The organism is Nitrosomonas sp. Nm84, assembly GCF_003201565.1.
Classification (GTDB): domain Bacteria; phylum Pseudomonadota; class Gammaproteobacteria; order Burkholderiales; family Nitrosomonadaceae; genus Nitrosomonas.
Genome location: NZ_QJJP01000021.1, coordinates 19,986 through 43,823 on the forward strand (window position 1 = coordinate 19,986; position 23,838 = coordinate 43,823).

The 23,838-nt window shown below is 46.2% G+C and carries 18 protein-coding genes; 12 read left to right on the plus strand and 6 right to left on the minus strand.

Going from position 1 to position 23,838, the window contains the following annotated elements; genetic code table 11:
* Positions 1–42: 42 nt before the first annotated feature.
* The gene (locus C8R34_RS11065) at positions 43–234 is read left to right on the plus strand and encodes a hypothetical protein (protein WP_110340684.1); all 192 of its coding nucleotides are present in this window, start codon (positions 43–45) and stop codon (positions 232–234) included.
* A 96-nt stretch (positions 235–330) separates the two neighbouring features.
* On the opposite strand, the gene C8R34_RS11070 is transcribed toward C8R34_RS11065, so the two are convergent.
* Complete coding sequence (locus C8R34_RS11070) at positions 331–1,608, minus strand: cytochrome P450 (RefSeq protein ID WP_110340686.1); 1,278 nt, start codon at positions 1,606–1,608, stop codon at positions 331–333.
* 49 nt (positions 1,609–1,657) lie between these two features.
* Positions 1,658–3,718: a di-heme-cytochrome C peroxidase gene (locus C8R34_RS11075; protein ID WP_110340688.1), complete on the minus strand. Its 2,061-nt coding sequence runs from the start codon at positions 3,716–3,718 to the stop codon at positions 1,658–1,660.
* 393 nt (positions 3,719–4,111) lie between these two features.
* Between C8R34_RS11075 and C8R34_RS11080 the strand changes: the two genes are divergently transcribed.
* Complete coding sequence (locus C8R34_RS11080; RefSeq protein ID WP_110340690.1) at positions 4,112–5,605, plus strand: bifunctional UDP-sugar hydrolase/5'-nucleotidase; 1,494 nt, start codon at positions 4,112–4,114, stop codon at positions 5,603–5,605.
* Between the two features lie 200 nt (positions 5,606–5,805).
* Here C8R34_RS11080 and C8R34_RS11085 read toward each other — a convergent pair whose 3' ends face one another.
* Positions 5,806–6,690, minus strand: a complete 885-nt coding sequence (locus C8R34_RS11085; protein WP_110340692.1) for a Calx-beta domain-containing protein — start codon at positions 6,688–6,690, stop codon at positions 5,806–5,808.
* A 709-nt stretch (positions 6,691–7,399) separates the two neighbouring features.
* Here C8R34_RS11085 and carA point away from each other — a divergent pair.
* The 3 genes from carA (at position 7,400) to greA (ending at position 12,355) form a co-directional block, all read left to right on the plus strand.
* Positions 7,400–8,554, plus strand: coding sequence for a glutamine-hydrolyzing carbamoyl-phosphate synthase small subunit (carA, locus tag C8R34_RS11090; protein ID WP_110340694.1), 1,155 nt, complete (start codon positions 7,400–7,402; stop codon positions 8,552–8,554).
* A gap of 46 nt (positions 8,555–8,600) precedes the next feature.
* Positions 8,601–11,810 (plus strand): carbamoyl-phosphate synthase large subunit, encoded by a 3,210-nt coding sequence (gene carB, locus C8R34_RS11095; protein WP_110340696.1) that lies wholly within the window; start codon positions 8,601–8,603, stop codon positions 11,808–11,810.
* A 68-nt stretch (positions 11,811–11,878) separates the two neighbouring features.
* Positions 11,879–12,355 carry a transcription elongation factor GreA gene (gene greA / locus C8R34_RS11100; RefSeq protein ID WP_110340698.1) on the plus strand — a complete coding sequence of 159 codons (477 nt, stop codon included), beginning with the start codon at positions 11,879–11,881 and terminating at the stop codon, positions 12,353–12,355.
* 12 nt (positions 12,356–12,367) lie between these two features.
* Here the strand turns inward: greA and C8R34_RS11105 are convergent, their stop codons facing one another.
* Positions 12,368–12,721, minus strand: coding sequence for a YhbY family RNA-binding protein (locus C8R34_RS11105; RefSeq protein WP_110340700.1), 354 nt, complete (start codon positions 12,719–12,721; stop codon positions 12,368–12,370).
* A 30-nt stretch (positions 12,722–12,751) separates the two neighbouring features.
* On the opposite strand from C8R34_RS11105, the gene C8R34_RS11110 reads away from it, so the two are divergent.
* The 7 genes from C8R34_RS11110 (at position 12,752) to C8R34_RS11140 (ending at position 21,222) form a co-directional block, all read left to right on the plus strand.
* Complete coding sequence (locus C8R34_RS11110; RefSeq protein ID WP_110340702.1) at positions 12,752–13,372, plus strand: RlmE family RNA methyltransferase; 621 nt, start codon at positions 12,752–12,754, stop codon at positions 13,370–13,372.
* A gap of 170 nt (positions 13,373–13,542) precedes the next feature.
* On the plus strand, positions 13,543–15,459 hold the full coding sequence (gene ftsH / locus C8R34_RS11115) for an ATP-dependent zinc metalloprotease FtsH (protein WP_110340704.1): 1,917 nt from the start codon (positions 13,543–13,545) through the stop codon (positions 15,457–15,459).
* Between the two features lie 74 nt (positions 15,460–15,533).
* Positions 15,534–16,367: a dihydropteroate synthase gene (folP, locus tag C8R34_RS11120; protein ID WP_375342126.1), complete on the plus strand. Its 834-nt coding sequence runs from the start codon at positions 15,534–15,536 to the stop codon at positions 16,365–16,367.
* A 66-nt stretch (positions 16,368–16,433) separates the two neighbouring features.
* Entirely contained in the window at positions 16,434–17,795 is a 1,362-nt protein-coding gene (gene glmM, locus C8R34_RS11125; protein WP_110340708.1) for a phosphoglucosamine mutase, read from the plus strand.
* Positions 17,796–17,932: 137 nt separating this feature from the next.
* On the plus strand, positions 17,933–18,931 hold the full coding sequence (locus C8R34_RS11130; protein ID WP_110340710.1) for a PstS family phosphate ABC transporter substrate-binding protein: 999 nt from the start codon (positions 17,933–17,935) through the stop codon (positions 18,929–18,931).
* A 149-nt stretch (positions 18,932–19,080) separates the two neighbouring features.
* Positions 19,081–20,511: a siroheme synthase CysG gene (cysG, locus tag C8R34_RS11135; RefSeq protein ID WP_110340712.1), complete on the plus strand. Its 1,431-nt coding sequence runs from the start codon at positions 19,081–19,083 to the stop codon at positions 20,509–20,511.
* A 183-nt stretch (positions 20,512–20,694) separates the two neighbouring features.
* Positions 20,695–21,222 (plus strand): YaeQ family protein, encoded by a 528-nt coding sequence (locus tag C8R34_RS11140; protein ID WP_110340714.1) that lies wholly within the window; start codon positions 20,695–20,697, stop codon positions 21,220–21,222.
* A 157-nt stretch (positions 21,223–21,379) separates the two neighbouring features.
* On the opposite strand, the gene ftsZ is transcribed toward C8R34_RS11140, so the two are convergent.
* The gene (ftsZ, locus tag C8R34_RS11145) at positions 21,380–22,531 is read right to left on the minus strand and encodes a cell division protein FtsZ (protein WP_110340716.1); all 1,152 of its coding nucleotides are present in this window, start codon (positions 22,529–22,531) and stop codon (positions 21,380–21,382) included.
* Between the two features lie 67 nt (positions 22,532–22,598).
* On the minus strand, positions 22,599–23,837 hold the full coding sequence (gene ftsA / locus C8R34_RS11150) for a cell division protein FtsA (protein WP_110340718.1): 1,239 nt from the start codon (positions 23,835–23,837) through the stop codon (positions 22,599–22,601).
* Position 23,838 lies beyond the last annotated feature (1 nt).

Here is a 23,838-nt window from a genome sequence, read left to right on the forward strand (position 1 = left end):
TGCAACACAAACGATTGATTATCAACCAACAGAAGGTTTTCTATGAGAATTACACATTTTTTTGTAGTGGCTGCAGTAGTGACATTAGTTGCTTGTGGCGGCAAGCCGACAGCACCGGAAACACCTGATCCCGAAGCTTATGGTAAGACAATCCAGCCGTTCCATCAAATACCGGCCGGTGATCAGGAAGGCGGCGGAAAGGCCAGATCGACTGAAGAAAAATCTAACTATTAATGTTTAAGCTCACTCAGTGTTCTATCGCTACAAATCACAAGAAAATTGGGGCGACAGAACACTGAATCTCGCAATACCAGTAGCGCCTTGCGCTGACTACACAGCCCACGCAAGATCATATGATTCAGGAAAGGGGCCGGATTTGTAATCCATGTTGCCTTTGGGTTCGACGTCCTTCTTCAATAATACCTGGCGTACCATTTCAGGAATCATTACCATACCCACATAACGTCCTAAGCATTCATGGCCACCGAAGCCAAAATGGAAATAGTTATACCAATTGCGGTGCGGAATGAATTTTTCCGGCGATTCAAATGCCCGTTCGTCAAACATGGCTGATAGCGTTACCGGCAACACATAAGTACCGGTACGCAGCACGGTTTCATAATCCGTACCTTTTGCTGCGGCATAATCGCTCGCAGTGGTACGGAATAAATAAGGCGTAATCGGCACAAAACGCAAGGCTTCCCACACGATGCCATCGAACTCGGCAGTATCTTCCTTCTGCGCAGCAGTCTTTGCCGTGGCCAACCATTCGGGGTGCTGAAACAAGTATTGCAACACTTGCGCTACGGCCTGCGAAGTGGTTTCGATTGCGCCGATCAGAAGACCGCCGGCGTTAACTCCCAATCGCTTGATATCAAAATCCAGCTCTTTGGCAAAACTGGTGCGTAACATTCTCGTCACAATATCGTCTTGCAGCCTGATAATGGTTGAGAATGTCCATTTTTCGAGTTTAACCGCAAACAGACGCTTCGCAATGAGCATCGTAATATAACTCCCGAGTTTTTTGGAAGTCTCACTATGACGATCTATAATCTGCTGCGACAATTCTGCAGGTATCAGATCGAAGGGTTGATTATGAAAGGTGTCGTATTGATTCCAGTAAGACCATTCAATCAAATCAGCCGTCTTGGCACCGGTTAACCCGAAGTATTTTTGTACCAGCATGGCTGGAACCGTACGACAAAAATCATTCACAACTTCAATCCGGCCATTGCCCTGACTGAGAATTCCTCGTGCAATATCCGCCACCATACTACGCACTCTGGGGAGATCATCACGATTCAGCATACACTGCATCAGTGATTTCTCACGGGTATGCAGCGCATCATCATCATGCATCATCAGGTAATTATCCATTTTTGGCACATAGGGTTTGACGGTAAATACCTTATACATCGTCAGTAGTTCTCTCACATCGTCAAACCGGGTAACCAGTGTGCATTTCGGGGTCACCAAAATGGGACGTTTCTCACGCAATTCTTTAAAAAATGGCAAAGGCTCTGTATCCATCCAGCGACGCACTAATGGAAATTTATCTACGTCAGGCGTTGCATCATACTGTTCAAGATAACTTGTACTGGTATTCATTGCACTACTCCCTTTTCATTAATCAGGATTGTTAAAGAAATTATTCAGATCACAGCGTTTTGAGGTATTCCAGCAAATCCAACCGTTGCTCCTTGGTAAGTGGCTTTAAAATTTCACCATTGAGCTGTGCTGTCTTACCGGATGTATACTCGTGACCAGCATTACTATTGCCCCTGATTTCTTCACCATCCGAATCCGTCGTTTTAAAAGTAAATCCCTTATACCCACTGCTTTTCAAACCTACCTTGACCGGATCAAATTCACGCGACCCCACTTCAAATTGTTCCGGACGATACTCGCCGTCTTCCGGATCACCTGATCGTTTCTTGGGTAGCAGCAAATCATACAGTGTAGGCACGGAACCATTGTGCAGATAAGGCGCGGTGGCCCAAATGCCATTTAGTGGCCGTGCTTTATACGAATTCAAAGAGGCCAGCGGATTGACCGTGGTATCCGGATCATAATTTCCATGCTTGATTGAAGGCTTGATTTCATTGTGAAAAAACGCTGTTGCAATATCCACGATCCAATCACCCCAGCGTTGAAAAAACAATTTATCGGGATCAGGTGTAGCTACCACGTTTAAAGTTGCCTTAGTCAGCAAGGCCGCCACGGGTGCTTCTTGGTCGAGTAAAATATCGCCTACACCGACGCTCACATACCAGTTACGTAGGATGCCTGAAAAGCCTGTATATTCCGTGCTATTCTTCGCCATCGCCGGATCGGTTCCAACATCACTGATTCTCGACATTTTCGCGACAACGCGGCGCTCGGGGTCAGCACGATTGATCCCGGTATGACAACCCGCGCAATACGCATTAAATAATGGTCTACCACGTGCTGCACTTTGCTTGTCTATCGCACCTAGAATCTCTTCCGGCCATTCAGGAGATTGCAGTTTCCATAAATGGGATTCAATCTTGCGTAGGTTATGCACATTGACTGATGACGTAAAATTGACATCCGTTTTACCAATCAGTGTTGATAACGTCGTGCCTTTTTCTTCTTGCCAGTCAAGCGTGCCAAACACGCCAATCACTTCACCGGTATTGCGTCCAACCGGACCAAGCCCGGCATTAACGACCAATCCATTCCACTGCACATAATCATGCTGGGGAATGTCCCATAAGAATGGGTAACTGACCGGTGCATTGGGCGGATTAAACAATTTCTTACGAAAATGCCCTAACTGTTCCCAACCCAGGGTCTCAACGAGGCGATTGACGACGTTGTCGCGCTCTTCGCCACTCATCACTCTGCTGACATTTTGGGTAATTTTATCGAGATCCTCTTCCGTGATATCTTTACCGTCCGCCAGCTTGCCATCGCGTAGCAGTTCTCTTAGCACGCGCTCATTGACGAGATGTTCCAACACTCGGTTATAGATGCGTCCAAACGCATCCAGCCGTGCATATCCATAAGCAACGTCGCTGTGATTGATGGTAATGTAGCTGGCAATGCGCTGTTTATAGACATCCAGGTCATCCAGTACCTCCTTTTCTGTCTTGTAGTTACCACGTGCCAGTACATTCTTGACAAACCGATTCCTAACGTCTTCATTTCTGCGTGTGTAATACAGGGCTTTCGCCAGATCCTTCATGATGCTATCCATATCCGCAGTGGCTGGACCACCATCGATACGGATACCCACACCGTTATAGTTTACCTGCCCGGTGTGACAGGCTGCGCAAGTCAAGCCTATGAATTCTTTTCCCTTATAGCCATCTTTCACCCATCCGACGGGTAGCGCATCGGGATTAGTGGCTGTGGCTTTCTGCGGTAAGTAACGATAGAAATTCATATTGTCATCCGCACGGAAAAGTTCCTGTTTTTTAGGCTGCTCCAATACCATGAAGAAATCGTAGGGCATCAGGTTGGATCCCTGCGTGGTGGTATAAAACCACAAACTGTCCGCATTATCCCAACCTTGATCAAGATATTTGATCGTTGTATAGCTATCGCCAAATTGATCTTGTTTGACAGTGGTCGCGCCACGAACAGGATCAGTCTCCGGGATTAACGTACAAGCAGATAATATTCCGATGAAGAAAACCAATGCTGAAATAAAAATTAAAAACCGTTTTTCTGACGATACAAGATATTGTTTCACGATCACTCCCCTTTCTACTTGAATTGATTTAATCAGTATTATCAAGGACAAGAACCCATTACCTGCTACAGTTTCTCATTCTCACATGACCCCAGATTATCTGACTCGAGGTCTGTGCTGCTAGCTCAATCTTGGCAGAGATTGTAATGCTTTTACATCTTCCGACAGCTCTTGATTATATTCAGAATCAGTCATTGATAACAGCAATACTGCAATTTGATGAAAAACCCATTGAAAATCAGCAAAAATCATCATTCCTGAGTGACACAACCGCATCCATGATGCACTTTACACTCTCACAGATTTCCATTCTATTAGAAAAACCACATGCAATTTGTCAGATATTGAGTAACACTTTAATATGGCCCTGAAATAGCGATCATAAAAAGCAACGTGAAAAAACCCTACTTTACACTCTTCATACTATTTCTCGCCTTTGCCGCAGTGGCTTGCAGCACGCTGCCAACCACTCGTTCCGACGATCACAGGATTCATGTAACGATCCTGCACTTTAGTGACATTTATGAAATCACACCTGTCAGCGGCGGCAAAGAAGGCGGAATCGCACGAGTTGCCACATTGCGCAATCAATTGCTGTCGCGTAATCCCAATACTCTCACCACATTAGGCGGAGATCTATTGAGTCCTTCTGCGATTGGCACTGCCCAGTATGAAGGCGATCGATTAGCCGGCAGGCAAATGATCGATGTATTGAATCACTTCGCACTGGATTATGCCACTTTTGGCAATCACGAATTTGATATCAAGGAAAATCAACTCAATCAACGCATCCAAGAAGCAAAATTCACTTGGATATCCAGCAACGTATTCGCTGCTGACGGCCATCCTTTTGCAGGCGTTCAGCAAAATCTTGTCATTCCGATTCACGACAAAAAGAGTGGAAAAACATTCAGAATCGGCATGTTCGGATTGACTTTGCCCATCAATCAACCCAGCCATGTGCGCTATTCCGATCCATTGACCACCGCTCATGGTCAAATCGTGCAGCTGCTTGATCAGCAGTCCGACTTTATCATTGCTTTAGCCCATCAGAACATTGGCGACGATATCAAATTGTTACAAGCCTATCCACAAATCGGATTGCTACTGGGCGGACATGAACATGAAAACCACCAAAACTGGCGCGGCAATTTCACGCCGATACTGAAAAGTGATGCCAATGCGCGTTCAGTCTATGTGGTTGATCTTTACTTTGATCCGCAAACCGGAAAAACCGAAATCAAACCCACGTTTGTACCCATCAACGACAATCTGGCAGAAGACCCGGGCATCAAAGCAGTGGTCGATCAATGGATGGCCGTTGCTTTCAACGCTTTCCGCGAACAAGGTTTTGAGCCTGAAGCGATAGTGACAACGACCACGGCAGCGTTGGATGGATTGGAATCCAGCGTGCGCAATCATTCAACCAATCTGACTGAACTGATAGCCCAAGGCCTGTTGCGCCCTTACCCTGAGGCCGAACTCTCGCTCTACAATAGCGGTTCGATTCGCATCGATGACATTCTGCCGGCAGGCAAAATCACCGTCTACGATGTCATTCGCATTTTGCCTTTTGGCGGCAAAGTCCAACTGGCTACGATGACAGGTGATTTGCTGATAAAAGTACTGAATCAGGGGTTGGCAAATAGAGGTTCGGGCGGCTTTCTACAATCCGTCAATACACAGCAAATCAATGGCACCTGGCAGATTAATGGGGCTTCAGTGGATCCCCAAAAAACCTACAAACTGGCGATCACTGACTTTCTCGCTTCAGGAAAAGAACACGGTCTGGATTACTTGAATTCGAACAATCTCGATTTCACCATTATCAACCCCGGGAACAACTACGATATTCGCCAATTAGTCATTGATCAGTTGAGATTTTAGGTAATTGCGAAAATGCTTTCGCAGCAATTTATAATGAGAAGCGAAATTATTAGGCGTTTATCAAAGAGACGTACCAATCCAACTATCCGATCACAAATACCCGAGTAGTTGGACTGATCCGCACTTCGAACAGAACCTTCACTATTATCTACTTCCGTTCGCGAAACGATCACAAACCAAGCTAAATATTTTACGAACAATTATTCGTCACTGTTAATAGTAATGGTTGCTGATTTTAATTTTGAAAGAATCTGATAATCAGGATTTGCTTGAAGTGTTAGCGTCACTTTCTCAACGTTTTCCGCAATTTTGTCATCAACGGGTTTAATAAGCACACCAACCGTTTTCTTACCGGCAGGGATAGTTACTTCACCCGTCAAAGGGGCTGCGGAATTATAATCCACACCATTTATTGCATCACCCTTGATAGTATATGTGACGGTCAGAGGATTGGTAATATCTGGGAAAAAATCACGAGTAATCACAAATACTCCTGTCGACAAATAACTTTCCGACGCTACATTGTCGGGGGCCTTGATACTAACCGCAGGCATAGTATTGGTTGTTAGTCCGTGTAGTTGGATCGCGTCAATTTCTTCCCATGTACCCAGATTGTGATCAGTATTGACGAACACCTTGACGCCATCGACTAGATAATTCGTAATATTCCAGTTAACAAAAAAATCAACCGGTTTACCTGGCAGACTGCTATCAGCTCCTTCCCAAACTTTATGCCATATACCGCCGACATCCTTGACGTCAACCCGATACACGAAACCATTGCCCCAAGTTTCACGTATCGTTGCACCATAAGCATAAACGGGAACAGCGTAGCCGACTGCTACATATTCCAGAGTGCCATTTTTTGTTGCCGCGGTCCATGCATCGGAAACATCACCATAAGTGGTAACATCGGGAGGACCCAATGTCTGAGCGGCTGACCATGACGTAGTACTATATTGCGCGCTAAACCCCAGCACTTTATCTGCCCATTGACTGGTATCCGCTGCATTGACACTGGACTGAAACATCATGGTTAACAACACAAAACCAATCCAATTTAAGCACTTGATTCGTTTCAACATCATTACTCCAAAGTTATAATCAATAAAATACTTCAACTATAAAAATCCACATACACTCTCATCAGTATATAAAAACACTCTCCTTTAAAGAATCACTATTGAAAACTTTGTAAGATAAGATAAAAATACTAATTCAGCCAATACAGCATTGATTCATTCGCCCAACGTCAGTAAGTTAGACACATCACGCACACTTTGCGGCATACTGAATTTTTCCTGCTGGATCAGATATTGTTCCATCATTTAGTGCTGTCTCACAGGTAAGTTGAATGTTCAACCCAGGCTGCACCATGCCTTAAACACGACGGCCGAACACGCAGATAGCCAGCAAATTGGGTACGCATAGCTGTGTAGTAGCTTTTGGATAATGTCATTTGTATCCACTCGGTAAAATCACTCCTTTTCACCTTTCATTTATCTTGAAGTTATAGAGTAATGCTGACAATCAAAATTAGCGCAAATCACTATACTTAAAAGCCAGGTTGATTGCCAACAAAACAATAGTCAATTACTTAAAAAACTTATACTGCTCGCTTCTTTTGCAGCACTTGACATAAGCGTTTAATAAAGCAATCTCGTAGTAAGTAAAACCGTACGCATACAAAAACAAACCTTTTTCACGTATAATCCCTTGCCGAAGCCAAGGCATTTAAAAACTTGTTAGCCTTGGCCCAATTTCCATATCTTGTCAGTATCCAAGGAGTTTTTTGTGTCACAACGCCCGCACGCCATCCTCGCACTAGCCGATGGAACAATTTTTCGTGGCGTGTCTATTGGTGTTGACGGTATCAATACCGGCGAGGTCGCCTTTAATACAGCGATGACTGGTTACCAGGAAATATTGACTGATCCTTCGTACTGTCAACAGATCATCACACTGACTTATCCGCATATTGGCAACACCGGTACCAATCTGGAAGATTTTGAATCAGGCAACATCAACAAAGTGTACGCCGCTGGTTTGGTGATACGTGACCTGCCGCTGGCTGCCAGCAATTTCCGCATGACCCAGACATTATCCGAGTTTCTTAAAGCGCAGCATGTCGTCGCCATTGCTGAAATTGATACGCGCAAGCTCACGCGCATTTTAAGGGAACAAGGCGTGCAGTCCGGCTGCATCATGGCGGGAAATATTGATGAAGACCAAGCATTACAGGCTGCCAGAGCATTCCCAGGACTAGCAGGCATGGATCTTGCCAAAGTAGTCAGTTGTCGGCAATCGTATACCTGGACGGAAGGCGAATGGTCATTGGATGATGGTTTTCGGATTCAGAAAAATCCCCAATATCACGTCGCCGCATTTGATTTTGGCATCAAACGCACCATTTTGCGCAAATTGGCGCAGCGCGGCTGCAAAGTAACTGTTTTCCCTGCGCAGACATCGGCTGATGAGATCTTAGCAATGCAGCCTGATGGCATATTTCTTTCCAATGGCCCGGGTGATCCGGAGCCTTGTGATTACGCAATCTCCGCCACTCAGGCGTTACTGGAAAAGAATATTCCCATCTTTGGCATTTGCCTCGGTCAGCAATTACTCGCGCTGGCCACTGGCGCACGTACTATCAAGATGAAATTCGGTCATCATGGTGCGAATCACCCGGTACAAGATATCGATAGCGGTAAAGTGATCATCACCAGCCAGAATCACGGTTTTTCGGTTGATACGGATACCTTGCCGGATAATGCGCGCATCACGCATGTATCGCTGTTTGACGGCAGTCTGCAAGGATTTGAGCTACTGGATAAGCCCGCTTTCTGTTTTCAGGGTCATCCAGAAGCCAGCCCAGGGCCGCATGAAGCGGATTATCTGTTCAATCGCTTTATCAAAATGATGCAGCATTATAAAAACCAGTCCCCACAATAATTCAATAATTCGACCATAAACCACGCAATTTTACCCGCTAGAAAGTATGCCTAAACGTACCGACATTCAATCCATCCTCATCATCGGTGCCGGCCCCATCATTATTGGCCAGGCATGCGAATTTGATTATTCTGGTGTACAAGCCTGCAAGGCCTTGCGCGAAGAAGGCTATCGCATCATCCTGGTGAACTCTAATCCCGCCACCATCATGACCGATCCGGAAATGGCCGATGCCACCTATATCGAGCCGATTACCTGGGGCATGATCGAAAAAATCATTGCCATCGAACGGCCGCAAGCACTACTGCCTACCATGGGCGGTCAGACCGCATTGAACTGCGCGTTGGATCTGGTCAAACACGGCGTACTCGAAAAATACGGTGTTGAACTCATCGGTGCGTCACGTGAAGCCATTGACATGGCGGAAGACCGTGAAAAATTCAAACAAGCGATGACGCGTATCGGACTAAACTCTGCCCGCTCGGCAGTTGCACACAGCATGGAAGAAGCATTACAAGTTCAAGCCATGGTGGGCTATCCGGTCATTATCCGCCCTTCTTTTACGATGGGCGGCAGTGGTGGCGGTATCGCCTACAACCGCGAAGAATTTCTGGGTATCTGCGAACGCGGATTGGAAACTTCCCCCACCAAGGAATTGCTGATCGAAGAATCCGTCATTGGTTGGAAAGAATTTGAAATGGAAGTGGTGCGAGATAAAAACGACAACTGCATTATCATCTGCGCCATTGAGAATGTCGACCCGATGGGTGTACATACCGGTGATTCGATTACAGTAGCGCCTGCACAAACGCTGACCGACAAGGAATATCAGCTGATGCGCAATGCATCGATTGCCGTGTTGCGTGAAATCGGCGTGGAAACCGGCGGCTCCAACGTGCAATTTGCCATTAATCCTGAAAATGGCCGCATGCTGGTGATTGAAATGAATCCGCGCGTCTCACGTTCCTCCGCACTGGCCTCAAAAGCAACCGGTTTTCCGATTGCCAAAATTGCTGCCAAACTGGCGATCGGTTATACCCTGAATGAGCTGGACAACGATATCACAGGCGGCATCACGCCGGCATCCTTCGAGCCCACCATTGATTACGTCGTCACCAAAGTGCCGCGTTTTGCGTTCGAAAAATTCCCACAAACCAACGACCGTCTGACCACGCAGATGAAATCGGTCGGCGAAGTCATGGCGATTGGTCGCACTTTCCAGGAATCCCTGCAAAAAGCCTTACGTGGATTGGAAACGGGCGTTGATGGTCTGGATGAAAAAACCGATAACTTGGAAATTATCAGAACCGAGCTGGCCAACCCTGGTCCGGAACGAATCTGGTTCATCGCCGATGCGTTTCGCTGCGATCTGTCAATTGACGAAATCCACCAACTGACGCACATCGACATTTGGTTTCTAGCACAAATTGAAGATCTGGTCAGACAAGAACAAGCACTTACCGATACAAAACTGGAAACACTGGATAGACAAGCATTACGCAAACTCAAGCGCAGCGGTTTTTCTGACCGGCGCCTGGCAAAGCTACTCAATACCGGACAAACCACAGTTCGCACTTACCGCCACCAACTCAACTTGCGGCCAGTTTACAAACGTGTTGATACTTGCGCGGCTGAATTCGCCACCAGCACCGCATACATGTATTCCACTTATGAAGATGAGTGCGAAGCACGTCCCACGAACAAAAAGAAAATCATGGTATTGGGCGGCGGGCCCAATCGTATCGGTCAAGGTATTGAATTTGATTATTGTTGCGTGCATGCAGCGCTAGCGTTACGTGAAGACGGTTTTGAAACCATCATGGTCAACTGCAACCCTGAAACCGTTTCGACCGACTACGACACATCCGATCGTTTGTATTTTGAACCGCTCACACTGGAAGATGTGCTTGAAATTGTCGCGGTGGAAAAACCCGATGGCGTCATTGTGCAGTACGGCGGACAAACACCGCTCAAACTTGCACGCGATCTGGAAGCCAATGGTGTGCCGATTATCGGCACCAGCCCGGACATGATCGATTGCGCAGAAGATCGCGAACGCTTTCAGCAAATGCTGCAACAATTGGGCTTACGGCAACCGCCTAACCGCACCGCGCGCAACCCGGAAGCCGCTTTGATTGCAGCTGAAGAAATCGGCTACCCGCTGGTGGTACGGCCCAGCTATGTACTAGGTGGGCGTGCGATGGAAATCGTGCACGAAAAAGCCGACCTGGAACGTTACATGCGTGAAGCCGTTAAAGTTTCCAATGATTCGCCGGTATTGCTGGATCATTTTCTCACCAATGCCACGGAGGTGGATGTCGATGCCATCTATGACGGAGAAACCGTACTTATCGGTGGCATCATGGAGCATATCGAACAGGCTGGTGTGCATTCCGGTGATTCCGCGTGTTCGCTGCCGACCTTCAATTTGCAACCTGAAATGCTGGATGAACTACGTCGTCAGACTGCCGAGATGGCACGCGCACTGCATGTTATTGGATTGATGAATATACAGTTTGCGATTCAGGACGACACGGTCTATGTACTTGAAGTTAATCCCAGGGCATCCCGTACCGTACCTTTCATCTCCAAGGCAACCGGCCTTCAGTTAGCAAAAATTTCGGCGCGCTGCATGACAGGAAGATCTTTGATCGATCAGCGTGTTACTAAAGAAATCATTCCGGAATATTATTCCGTCAAAGAAGCGGTATTCCCCTTTATTAAACTCCCTGGGGTTGATACGATTCTCGGTCCGGAAATGAAATCTACCGGTGAAGTGATGGGAATGGGCGTTACTTTTGCTGAAGCTTTTGTTAAATCCCAATTAGCGACAGATGTGCGTCTACCCACTTCCGGCAAGATTTTCATCAGCGTACGGCAATCTGACAAGTCACATGCCGTTGAAATCGCGCGCAACCTTTCAAACCTCGGTTTCACCCTATATGCGACACGTGGTACTGCCGCTGCAATTACAGCAGCCGGCATAAACGTCATTATCATTAACAAAGTGGCAGAGGGTCGCCCACATATTGTGGATATGATTAAAAATGGCGAGATCAATTTAATCGTTAATACTGTTAATAATCAGCGCAGCGCCATACGGGACTCATACTCGATTCGCCATGCCGCACTGCAAGCAAAAATAACCTACTACACAACGTTAGCAGGCGCACGCGCTGCTTGTATGAGTATAATCAACAGACGTGAACTACAAGCTTATAACTTACAAAAGTTACATATGCAGCTTAAAACATAAGTAATCAAGCAATTAATCTTCTTTTATTATTTTAAGAAACAAGATGAAATGAGAGGCAGAAAATCACCATGAGTACTATTCCATTAACGGTAGCTGGTGCAGAAGCATTGCGCAAGGAACTACATGAAATGAAAACCGTGCACCGCCCGGCGGTCATTGCAGCGATTGCGGAAGCGCGCTCTCACGGCGATCTTTCTGAAAATGCCGAATATGATGCTGCCAAGGAAAAGCAAGGTTTTATTGAAGGACGTATTATTGAGCTGGAAAGTAAACTCTCCAGTGCACAAATCATCAATCCGGCCCTAATTAACGCGGATGGCGCGTGTGTTTTTGGTGCCACCGTCGAGTTGGAAGATTTGCAAAGCGGTGAAACGGTGATTTATCAAATCGTAGGTGACGATGAAGCCAGTATCAAAGATGGAAAAATTTCCATCAGCTCGCCCATTGCACGCGCCCTGATTGGTAAATATGCAGGAGATATTGCGGAAGTTCAAGCACCTAGTGGCATACGCGAGTATGAAATCTGTGATGTAAAGTACATCTAGGAAATAGAAATTTCAACTCTGAAAACTGCGCTTGGTACGAAAAGGTTCACGTTTCTTTCTTGCCGGTGTGCGAACAGGTTTCTTATCGGTTTCCTCCGGATTAGGCCGATAGATCACAAATATTTTGCCAATATGCTGTACCGGTGCGGCATTCAGTTGTTGACAGATCTCCTCAAACAGCGCATTTCTGGCAATCCGATCATCAATTTGAGCTCTAACTTTGATTAACTCATGGCTTACCAGTCCGCGCTCCAGTTCCTCAATCACACTGGCCGACAGCCCGGTTTTCCCGATCATGACAACAGGATTGAGCGCGTGTGCTCGCGCTTTAAGTTCACGTCGATGTGCAATAGTTAGTGTTAACATACATTCTCTTGAAACGCATTATTCTACTTGATGAAGCGGGCTAAAACCAGTAAAGCCTGGATGAAAGAGCATGTTAATGACTTTTTTGTCAAGCAAGCCAAAAAAGATGGCTATCGCTCACGTGCTGCCTATAAATTACTTGAAATTATCGAACGCGATCATATATTAAAACCAGGCATGATTGTCGTTGATCTAGGCGCGGCACCCGGCAGTTGGTCTCAAGTTGTCCGCCATAAAGTAGGCAATGGAGGCAAAATTATTGCATTGGATATCCTGGATATGCAACCACTACCGGGAGTTGAATTTATTCAAAATGATTTTAGAGAAGAATGTGCGATTGATGAACTGAAAAAACATCTGAATGGCTACCATCCGGATCTTGTCATTTCAGACATGTCGCCCAATATCAGTGGTATTGTAGTCAGCGATCAGGCCAGGAGTATGTATTTGGCTGAGCTGGCACTGGTGTTCGCACTGGAGCAACTGAACTATGGTGGAAATTTTCTGGTCAAAGTTTTTCAAGGCAGGGATTTTGATCAATTTCTGCGTGATATGCGCGCTGGATTCAACAGCGTGATAATACGAAAACCCAAGGCTTCGCGTGACCGCAGTAATGAACTATATTTATTAGGGCTCGACAAAAAGAAATAACTGAAATTCGCTGAGAAATGAATGAATCCGTTCAGTGATTACAGTCAATGTCAGTAGTAGGATGATAATTTTGCAGCAAACTCATACGACATGAACTATTCTGTTATATTTTACAAAATAGAGTTAGAATGACTAATCAATGATTTTAAGGTGCAAACCAAGGAGCTATTTTGAATAACTTAATTAAAAACATGGCCATTTGGCTGGTAATTGCACTTGTGTTGATGACCGTATTTAATCAATTCAGCGTACGTCAACCGGCGCAAGTACCTATGGAATACTCTCAATTCATTACTGAATTGAATCAAGGCAGAATCGCTAAAGTTGTCATCGAAGGACGGACACTTAAAGGTACAAAGTCTGATGGCAGACGTTTCACAACCTATGCGCCGTCGGATCCCTGGATGGTGAGCGATTTACTGAAAGCTGGCGTTATTATTGAAGCTAAACCGGAAGAAGAACCTTCCATGCTAATGAGTATTTTTATCTCATGGTTCCCAATGCTATTGCTGATTGGAGTGTGGATATTCTTCATGCGTCAAATGCAAGGTGGTGGACGCAATGGCGGTGCATTCTCGTTCGGTAAAAGCAAAGCACGTATGCTCGATAAAGCGGCCAACACAGTGACTTTTAATGATGTAGCCGGTTGCGAGGAAGCAAAAGAAGAAGTTGCAGAGTTGGTAGAGTTCCTGCGTGACCCGACCAAATTTCAAAAACTGGGTGGGCGTATTCCACGCGGCGTTTTGATGGTAGGCAGCCCAGGAACAGGTAAAACGCTGCTGGCTCGTGCAATTGCAGGGGAAGCGCAAGTACCGTTTTTCAGCATTTCAGGTTCTGATTTTGTGGAAATGTTTGTCGGTGTGGGCGCATCACGAGTACGCGATATGTTTGAGCAAGCCAAGAAACACGCGCCCTGCATTATTTTCATTGACGAGATTGATGCGGTAGGTCGTCAACGGGGCGCTGGTCTGGGCGGCGGAAACGATGAGCGTGAGCAGACACTCAATCAATTGCTGGTGGAAATGGATGGCTTTGAAGGCGCCATGGGTGTAATTGTGATTGCAGCGACCAACCGTCCTGATGTGTTGGATCCTGCTTTGCTACGTCCCGGCCGTTTTGACCGTCAAGTAACGGTACCACTGCCTGATATACGTGGCCGCGAACAAATTCTTCATGTACATATGCGTAAAGTACCGCTTTCACCCGATGTCAAAGCCGATATTCTGGCACGCGGCACACCAGGTATGTCAGGTGCCGATCTGGCCAATCTGGTCAATGAAGCAGCATTGTTCGCAGCACGCAGTAACAAGCGTCTAGTGGACATGGATGATTTTGAACGTGCAAAAGACAAAATTTTCATGGGTGCAGAACGACGCTCAATGGTAATGCCTGAACACGAACGTCGCAATACGGCTTATCATGAATCAGGGCACGCTGTGGTAGCGCAATTATTGCCCAAGACTGATCCGGTCCATAAAGTAACGATTATTCCACGAGGCCGTGCGCTGGGTGTAACCATGCAATTGCCGACGGAAGATCGTTTCAGTATGGAGCGTGAAGAAATTCTGCAAAGAATCTCAGTGATGTTTGGCGGGCGCATTGCTGAAGAAGTCTTTATGAAGCAAATGACTACGGGCGCATCCAATGATTTTGAGCGTGCAACAGAATTAGCGCGACAAATGGTAACTCAGTGGGGGATGTCCGATATTCTTGGCCCGATGGTGTATGGTGAAAATGAAGGCGAAGTTTTTCTGGGCCGTTCGGTCACCACGCATAAAAACATGAGTGAAGCGACTATGCAGAAAGTTGACGCGGAAGTTCGCCGAATTGTCGATGAGCAGTATGCAATTGCACGCAAACTTATTGAGGCCAATAAAGACAAAATTGAAGCCATGACCCAGGCTTTACTGGAATGGGAAACGATTGATAGCGACCAGATCAAGGATATTATGGAAGGTCGCCCACCACGTCCACCTAAACCACCTCAATCAATGTCTCCGACGACAAGCGGCGACGAGTCATCGGTGAAGTCTGATGAACAAGGCGAACCCGAGGCACCACGTGAAATAGTCAAAGAAGTTGATTAGTTATTGGTAATTTAAAAAACGGGATACGATCACAAAATCGTATCCCGTTTTCACTTCCTTACTTCTTTTTTACTGTGCCCTCATTACCGCAAAACTTCATCTCTTCAGCCAGTCACCCATTAATTATGGGTGTGGTCAACATCACGCCAGACTCCTTCTCCGACGGTGGGCTTTATCTGTCAACACAGAAAGCGATCGCGCATGCCAGAGACCTTATTGCTGAGGGTGCCAACATCTTAGATATTGGCGGAGAATCAACGCGCCCAGGTAGCCAATCGGTCAGTATTGATGAAGAACTAAACCGTGTCATTCCTGTACTGGAAGCACTTGCTGATACCAATACTCCAATTTCAATTGACACTTCTAAACCTGAGGTCATGAAACAAGCAATCGCAGCAGGTGCTTTTATGATTAATGATATCAATGCACTACGCAACCCTGATGCATTGAAAGTTATCGCGCAACATGATCATGTGCAAGTCTGTTTGATGCATATGCAAGGCACACCGCAAAATATGCAAGTGAATCCGCAATACCAAAACATTGTGTCCGAAGTTAAGGATTTCCTGCAGCAGCGCCTTCAAACGGCAAAATCTGCGGGTATCTCGCCAGACCGGTTGATAATTGACCCCGGTTTTGGTTTTGGCAAAACACTGCAGCATAACTACACATTGCTGAATCAGCTCAACGAATTTACAACACTTAACGTTCCAGTATTAGCCGGCCTATCGCGCAAATCCATGCTCGGAACCATTACTGGGAACAGCGTGGATCATCGGATCCACGAAAGTATCGCGGCAGCCTTGCTAGCAGTAGTTAAAGGCGCAAAAATCGTGCGCGTACATGACGTCAAAGCAAGCAAAGATGCGCTCTCTATCTATACAGCAATGCAAAGCTGCGGTGTATAAAAAAAACCGTTAATGATTATTTTTTTACACATAACTCTTTATTTATAAATAAATCAGACATATAAATTGACAAAAAAATACTTTGGAACTGACGGCATACGAGGGCGAGTAGGAAAAGATCCCATTACACCTCAATTTATCATACATCTAGGATATTCTGCAGGCCAAGTTCTTGCTGCTGCGGACTGGCACCTGGCAGAAGGGAAGCGGCCGACGGTTCTCATCGGCAAGGATACCCGGGTATCGGGCTATATGCTTGAATCGGCACTGGAAGCAGGACTATGTGCGGCTGGTGTAGATGTCATTCTATCCGGCCCCATGCCGACTCCTGCCATTGCTTACTTGATTCGCGCCCTGCGGTTACAGGCTGGTATTGTTATTTCAGCTTCGCATAATCTATTCGAAGATAATGGTGTTAAGTTCTTCTCTGCTACAGGCAGCAAGCTTCCCGACGACATGGAGCACAAAATAGAAGCTGGTTTAAATGCGCCCATAGAAACCAAGCCTTCAGCACAATTAGGGAAAGTACAGCGGATTGATGACGCTGCTGGCCGCTATATCGAATTCTGCAAAAGTACTTTCCCTTATCATCTGGATCTGCGCGGACTAAAAATCGTAGTCGATTGTGCACATGGTGCCGCCTATCATATTGCCGGCCATGTGATGCATGAACTCGGTGCTGAAGTGGTCACCATCGGGGTACATCCCAACGGCCTGAATATTAATCTTGGGTGTGGCGCCACCCATTGCTCAACGCTACAAAAAGCCGTCAAACAGCACCATGCGGATCTGGGTATCGCATTGGATGGCGATGGCGATCGTGTCATGATGGTGGATAAGCAGGGGAAACTGTACGACGGTGATCAACTGATCTACATCATCGCCATGCATCGCCAGCAGAAAAAAGCACTCAAAGGCGGTGTTGTAGGTACTTTAATGACCAATCTCGCGATAGAAAATTGTTTTAAGGAACTGAATATTCCATTTCTCCGTGCTGATGTAGGTGATCGCTACGTGCAGAAACTATTGCAAGAAAAGAAATGGTATCTGGGCGGAGAAAACTCCGGGCATATCATTTGTAGAGACAAACATACGACGGGGGACGGCATTATTGCCGCTTTGCAGGTATTGTATGCATTACGTGACACCAATAAAACGCTGGCGCAATTTATGCACGGCGTCTTACTATACCCACAGCGACTCATTAATGTAAAAATTCCCAAGTCATTTCACTTCAATACCAGCAAGGCAGTTAAAATCGTACAGGACGCAGCGGAAGCTGATTTGAAGGATAAAGGACGTGTTTTAATTCGCGCATCCGGCACCGAGCCTCTCATTCGTGTGATGGTTGAGGGTGAATCAGAACATAAGATCGATCACTGGGCTGAAAAAATTGCTGAAACGGTACAAACTGCCAGCAACTCATAGAAACTCATCCATTCAGTCACCTGCAATATAACACACAGTTCGTTTCGGTGCAGACAATTGGATTGTCATAATTCTGTAACAATTCTGAAATAGTATAGTGTATTAATTATTAAAATTTTTTCACTTGGAGAGTATCAATGTTAAATTCATTTAACTTCCGAGCGCTCACTGTAACAATGCTGCTGAGCGTATCCATAACTACAGGAATTGCTAATGCCAGCCCTATTGTTAAAATTGATGGCTCCAGCACTGTCTTTCCCATTACGGAAGCGGTTGCAGAAGATTTCCAAATCTCCAAACGCGGCGCAGTCCGTGTGACAGTAGGTATTTCAGGTACAGGTGGCGGATTTAAGAAATTCTGTCGAAATGAAATCGATATCGTCAATGCATCCCGCCCCATTACCCCTACAGAAATGGAAGCCTGCAAGAAAGAAGGTGTGCAATATATTGAAATGCCTGTTGCTTTTGATGCGTTGACAGTTGTTGTCAATCCCAAGAATACCTGGAGCAGAACCATTACAATCGAGGAACTGAAGAAAATCTGGGAACCCGAGGCACAAGGTAAAGTGACAAACTGGAACCAAATAAACCCCGCATGGCCCGACAAAAAAATCAAACTCTATGGCCCCGGCGCGGATTCCGGCACATTTGAATACTTCACTGAAGCGATTGTTGGAAAAGCCAAATCAAGTCGTGGTGACTTTACTGCCTCAGAAGACGACAACGTTCTGGTACAAGGGGTTGCCAGTGATATCTATGCATTAGGCTTCTTCGGGTTTGCTTATTACATTGAGAACATTAAAAAAATTAATGCAGTCGCGGTCGATAGTGGTAATGGCGGCGTGCTCCCCTCTGCCGCAACCGTAGAAAACAATAGCTACAAGCCGTTATCACGCCCGATATTCATCTATGTCAATGCCAAATCAGCTGACAAGCCAGAGGTTAGCGAATTTGTTAGCTTTTATATGAAAAATGCACCAGAACTGGTGACCGAAGTGAAATACTTTCCGCTGTCTAAAGAAGTATACGATCTCAATATCGAACACCTGAATAAGAAAAAAATAGGTACCGTATTTAAAGGCAGCGGCATCAATATAAAGCTGGAAGAAATTCTGAAATTGGAATCCAGTTTATAAACTTAAACCAGTTAGAATACCTTTCTACACTCAGATATCTTGTAGAAAACAATCATCGCATCTCAAGGAAGTACTGATTAACTCACGAGCCGATATTTGGCTTAAAATTAATCAGTACTTCCTTTATTCATTATCGGGACTCAGGATCAATGGATTTTCTGCCAATTTTCCTCAACATTAGCAACAGAACCTGCTTGGTAGTGGGTGGCGGCGAAGTTGCTACACGTAAAATCATGCTGCTACTCGAGGCCGGCGCGCAGGTTTACGTTGTATCTCCGAAACTGGATGCAGCATTAGATGAGTACTTGGTGCATGGCAGAATCAACCATTGTGCTGGCTATTTCCAACCTGAACATCTGGAAAATATTGCCTTAGTCATTGCGGCAACGAATGATCGCACCGTTAACCAACAGGTTTCCGAAGCGGCTCGGCAACGACAGATTCCGGTTAATGTAGTGGATGATCCAGATTTATGCACCTTTATCATGCCTTCCATCGTAGACCGATCGCCGTTACTGATTGCCATATCCAGCGGCGGACAATCCCCCGTGCTAGCTAGATTACTGCGTGCCCAGCTGGAAATCATGATACCGGCTGCCTATGCACGCCTCGCTGCGATTGCAGGAAAATTCCGTCAGCGCGTCAAACAGCATTTCACACACCCGGAAAAAAGACGCATTTTCTGGGAAAAAACCTTGCAAGGTCCACTGACTGAAATGGTATTGGCCGGAAAGGATCAAGTCGCCCAGGATTATTTGCTGCAATCGCTGCAGCACCAAAAAGATGAACCACCACAAGGAGAAGTTTATCTGGTAGGTGCGGGACCTGGAAGTCCAGATCTATTGACTTTTCGCGCCATGCGTCTGATGCAACGCGCCGATGTCGTTGTGTATGACCGTCTGGTCTCACCCGCCATTCTTAATCTAGTGCGTCGCGACGCCGCCCGTATTTATGCAGGTAAAGAACGTAACCGCCACACGCTGAAACAGGAATCCATCAATCAACTGCTGGTACGGTTGGCTCAGGAAGGTAAGCGAGTACTCAGACTGAAAGGCGGTGACCCTTTTATTTTTGGGCGCGGCGGCGAAGAAATTGAAACGTTGGCCTCATACCATATTCCCTTTCAGGTAGTTCCCGGCATTACCGCTGCATCCGGCGTTGCAGCCTATGCAGGCATTCCACTCACACACAGGGATTATGCGCAATCCTGTATTTTTGTCACCGGACACCTTAAAAATAACACGATTGATCTCGACTGGCCCTATCTCGCACGCCCTAACCAAACTATTGTAATTTATATGGGACTACTGGGTTTGCCTGTTTTATGCCAGCAATTGGTCGCCCACGGCTTGCCGGACACCACGCCTGCCGCGATCATTCAACAAGGCACGACGCAACAACAAAAAATCGTTATCGGAACACTCAACACGCTACCCAGGCTCGCCGCAACCGCTAATTTGACTCCCCCCACATTGATCATTGTTGGCGAAGTGGTCAGACTGCACAAAACACTGGCATGGTTTGAACCAGCTGAAGAAACTGCTCAAGCCGATATCATTCCCTTGGAACCGGAGACCTAGCAGGCCATTGAAAAACTATCTGCATTGCCGCTACGGTGTTAGAAACAGGCTCAAGATGCTCATTTATTACGCACAGACTTACGCTTTCTCGCCTGTTTTTCCCTGGTATCAGCGCCTCGAAAACGTTTTTTAACGACTTACTAGAAAATACCAAACACTGATGAATAGCAGACTGGGATATTTATGGCACTAAAACCAACCATTTATAAATTAAAAATCGCACTGACAGATCTTAATCGTAATTATTACGATACGCTCAATCTGACCATTGCCCAGCACCCATCAGAAACGCTCGAGCGCATGATGGCGCGTATCCTTGCATTCTGCATCAACGCGCAGGAATCTCTGTCATTTACAAAAGGATTAAGCACAGCGGAAGAGCCTGACTTATGGGCACATACCTTAGACGGCCGGATTGCTTTATGGATCGATGTCGGAGAACCCGCTTCCGATCGAATCAAAAAAGCAACTCGACTCGCACAAACCGTCAAAGTTTACAGCTTTAACTCCAAATCAAACATCTGGTGGATACAAGAACAGGAAAAATTTAATCAACTGACCGCATTGATTTTTCAGTTCCAATGGAAAGATATTCAAGCGCTGGCAAAACTGGTGCAAAGAACCATGGACATATCTGTCACCATTACAGAAAATTCCGCTTATGTCGCTACGGAATCAGGGGAATGCGAGGTAGGTTGGACGCCTTTATAGGTTTTTGTCACATGAAAATAGACAATTGTACAAGCCCAACATTCCTGGGCAAAGCAACTCCAGTCATTATTTCGTCCATTCAAATTCAATTACTTGCAAAACCACCCTGCCAGATCACCAACAGGGCAGCAAAGCATTTATTTCCCAATAATTCAGACTAATCCGCTTGTCTTCTCAAGAAAGCCGGTATATCCATTGGATCAACACCTGATTGACGCATTGCTGCCACTGTAGCATTGCTTCTTCTGCCTGTACGCATGACTGCCGGCTCTTCCGCTGCATAGATTGAATCCCGATCATCTGTTCCAGTACGGCTATGAATCATCGTCAGAGGTGTGCTCTGGCTCTGACTTGCAACGCTACCCAACCCAGTAGCCACCATGGTCACACGTAAGTCTTCGGTCATATTCTCATCAATGACAGTACCCACAATGATGGTTGCATCTTCGGCTGTTAGATTTTTAATGGCATTCATCACTTCATGCACTTCGCGCATTTTTAATGATGAGCTGGCAGTGATGTTGACCAGAATGCCGCGTGCGCCCGACAAGGAAATATCCTCTAACAACGGACTTGAAACTGCACGTTCTGCCGCAACGCGAGCGCGATCGACACCAGCTGCGATGGCTGAACCCATCATCGCCATACCCATTTCCGACATCACGGTTTTCACGTCGGCAAAGTCAACGTTGACCAAGCCCGGGCAATTAATCACTTCGGCAATACCGGCGACTGCGCCATAGAGCACATCATTAGCGGCTTTGAATGCATCCAGCATGGAAATGTCATTACCTAACACCATCATGAGTTTATCGTTAGGGATCACAATCAATGAATCAACATGCTGTGACAGTGCTTCCATGCCTGCTTTCGCGGCAACCAGACGCTTGCCTTCGAATGCAAACGGCTTACTGACAACCGCCACAGTCAAAATACCCATTTCTTTGGCAACCTGTGCGACCACCGGTGCTGCACCCGTTCCCGTTCCACCCCCCATGCCCGCAGTGATAAACAGCATATCCGCACCTTGAATCATCTCTGCGATACGATCACGATCTTCAAGCGCGGCTTCACGGCCAATCTCAGGATTTGCCCCTGCACCCAGTCCTTTGGTAATTCCTGTGCCCAATTGCAATATCGTCGGCGCTCTATTACCTTTCAATGCCTGCGCATCAGTATTCATACTGATGAACTCAACGCCTTGCATGCCATTCTGGATCATATGATCCACCGCATTGCTTCCACAGCCACCCACACCGACAACTTTGATGACTGCTTCTTGAGTTTCGTTATTCATGATTTCGAACATAATGTTTCTCCTTTAGTACATTGAAATTAAAGCCACCTGACAGCTAACACACCCTGAAAATTTCTCATTAAAAATTTCTTTGGAACCACCCTTTCATTCTAGAAAGAATCTGCTTGGCGGAACCGCCTTGCAATTTTGAACCTTGCTGATGTTGCATTTGCTCGATACCGGCAATAATCAAGCCAATACCCGTAGAATACCGCGGTGTATGAATCACTTCCTTTAAATTGCCATGGTAATTAGGCAAACCTAATCGCACCGGCATATGAAAAATTTCTTCACCCAATTCCACCATACCCCGTAATGAAGCAGAGCCACCTGTAATGACTATGCCGGATGAGAGTAATTCTTCAAATCCACTGCGACGCAGCTCGGCTTGCACCATACAGTAAAGCTCTTCTACCCGCGGCTCGATCACTTCCGCCAATGTTTGCCTGGAAAGTTGACGCGAACCGCGATTACCCACATCAGGAACTTCCACCATTTCCTGGGTATCCGCCAGACTCCTCAAAGCACAGCCATAACGGCATTTGATATCTTCAGCACTCTTGGTCGGGGTACGCAATGCCATTGCAATATCATTGGTAACTTGATCGCCGGCAATCGGAATGACTGCTGTGTGCCGGATTGCGCCATTGGTAAACACTGCGATATCCGTCGTGCCGCCGCCGATATCCACCAGGCAAACACCCAGGTCTTTTTCATCGTCGGATAATACGGCCATCGCGGATGCCAACGGTTGCAGTATCAAATCCCGCACTTCAAGACCACAGCGATGCACGCACTTCATAATATTCTGTGCCGCAGAAACCGCACCGGTCACAATATGTACTTTTACTTCCAAACGTATGCCGCTCATCCCTACCGGTTCGCGCACATCTTCCTGTCCGTCGATGATGAATTCCTGATTCAGGATATGCAGGATTTGCTGATCCGCCGGTATGTTCACCGCTTTTGCCGCTTCCATCACCCGTTCCACATCTTTTTCTGTGACTTCTTTATCTTTGATGGGAACCATACCGTCTGAATTGAAGCCTTTGATATGGCTACCGGCGATTCCTGTATAAACCTCATGAATCTTACAATCCGCCATTAATTCCGCTTCTTCCAACGCTCGCTGAATGGCATTCACTGTGGTTTCGATATTAGCCACCACGCCTTTCTTCAATCCACGCGAAGGGTGACTGCCCAAGCCAATCACTTCGAAACTTCCATCCGGAATGACTTCTGCAACGACAGCAACAATTTTTGATGTGCCAATATCGAGGCCAACAATCAGGTTTCTATTTTCCCTAGCTTTGTTCATC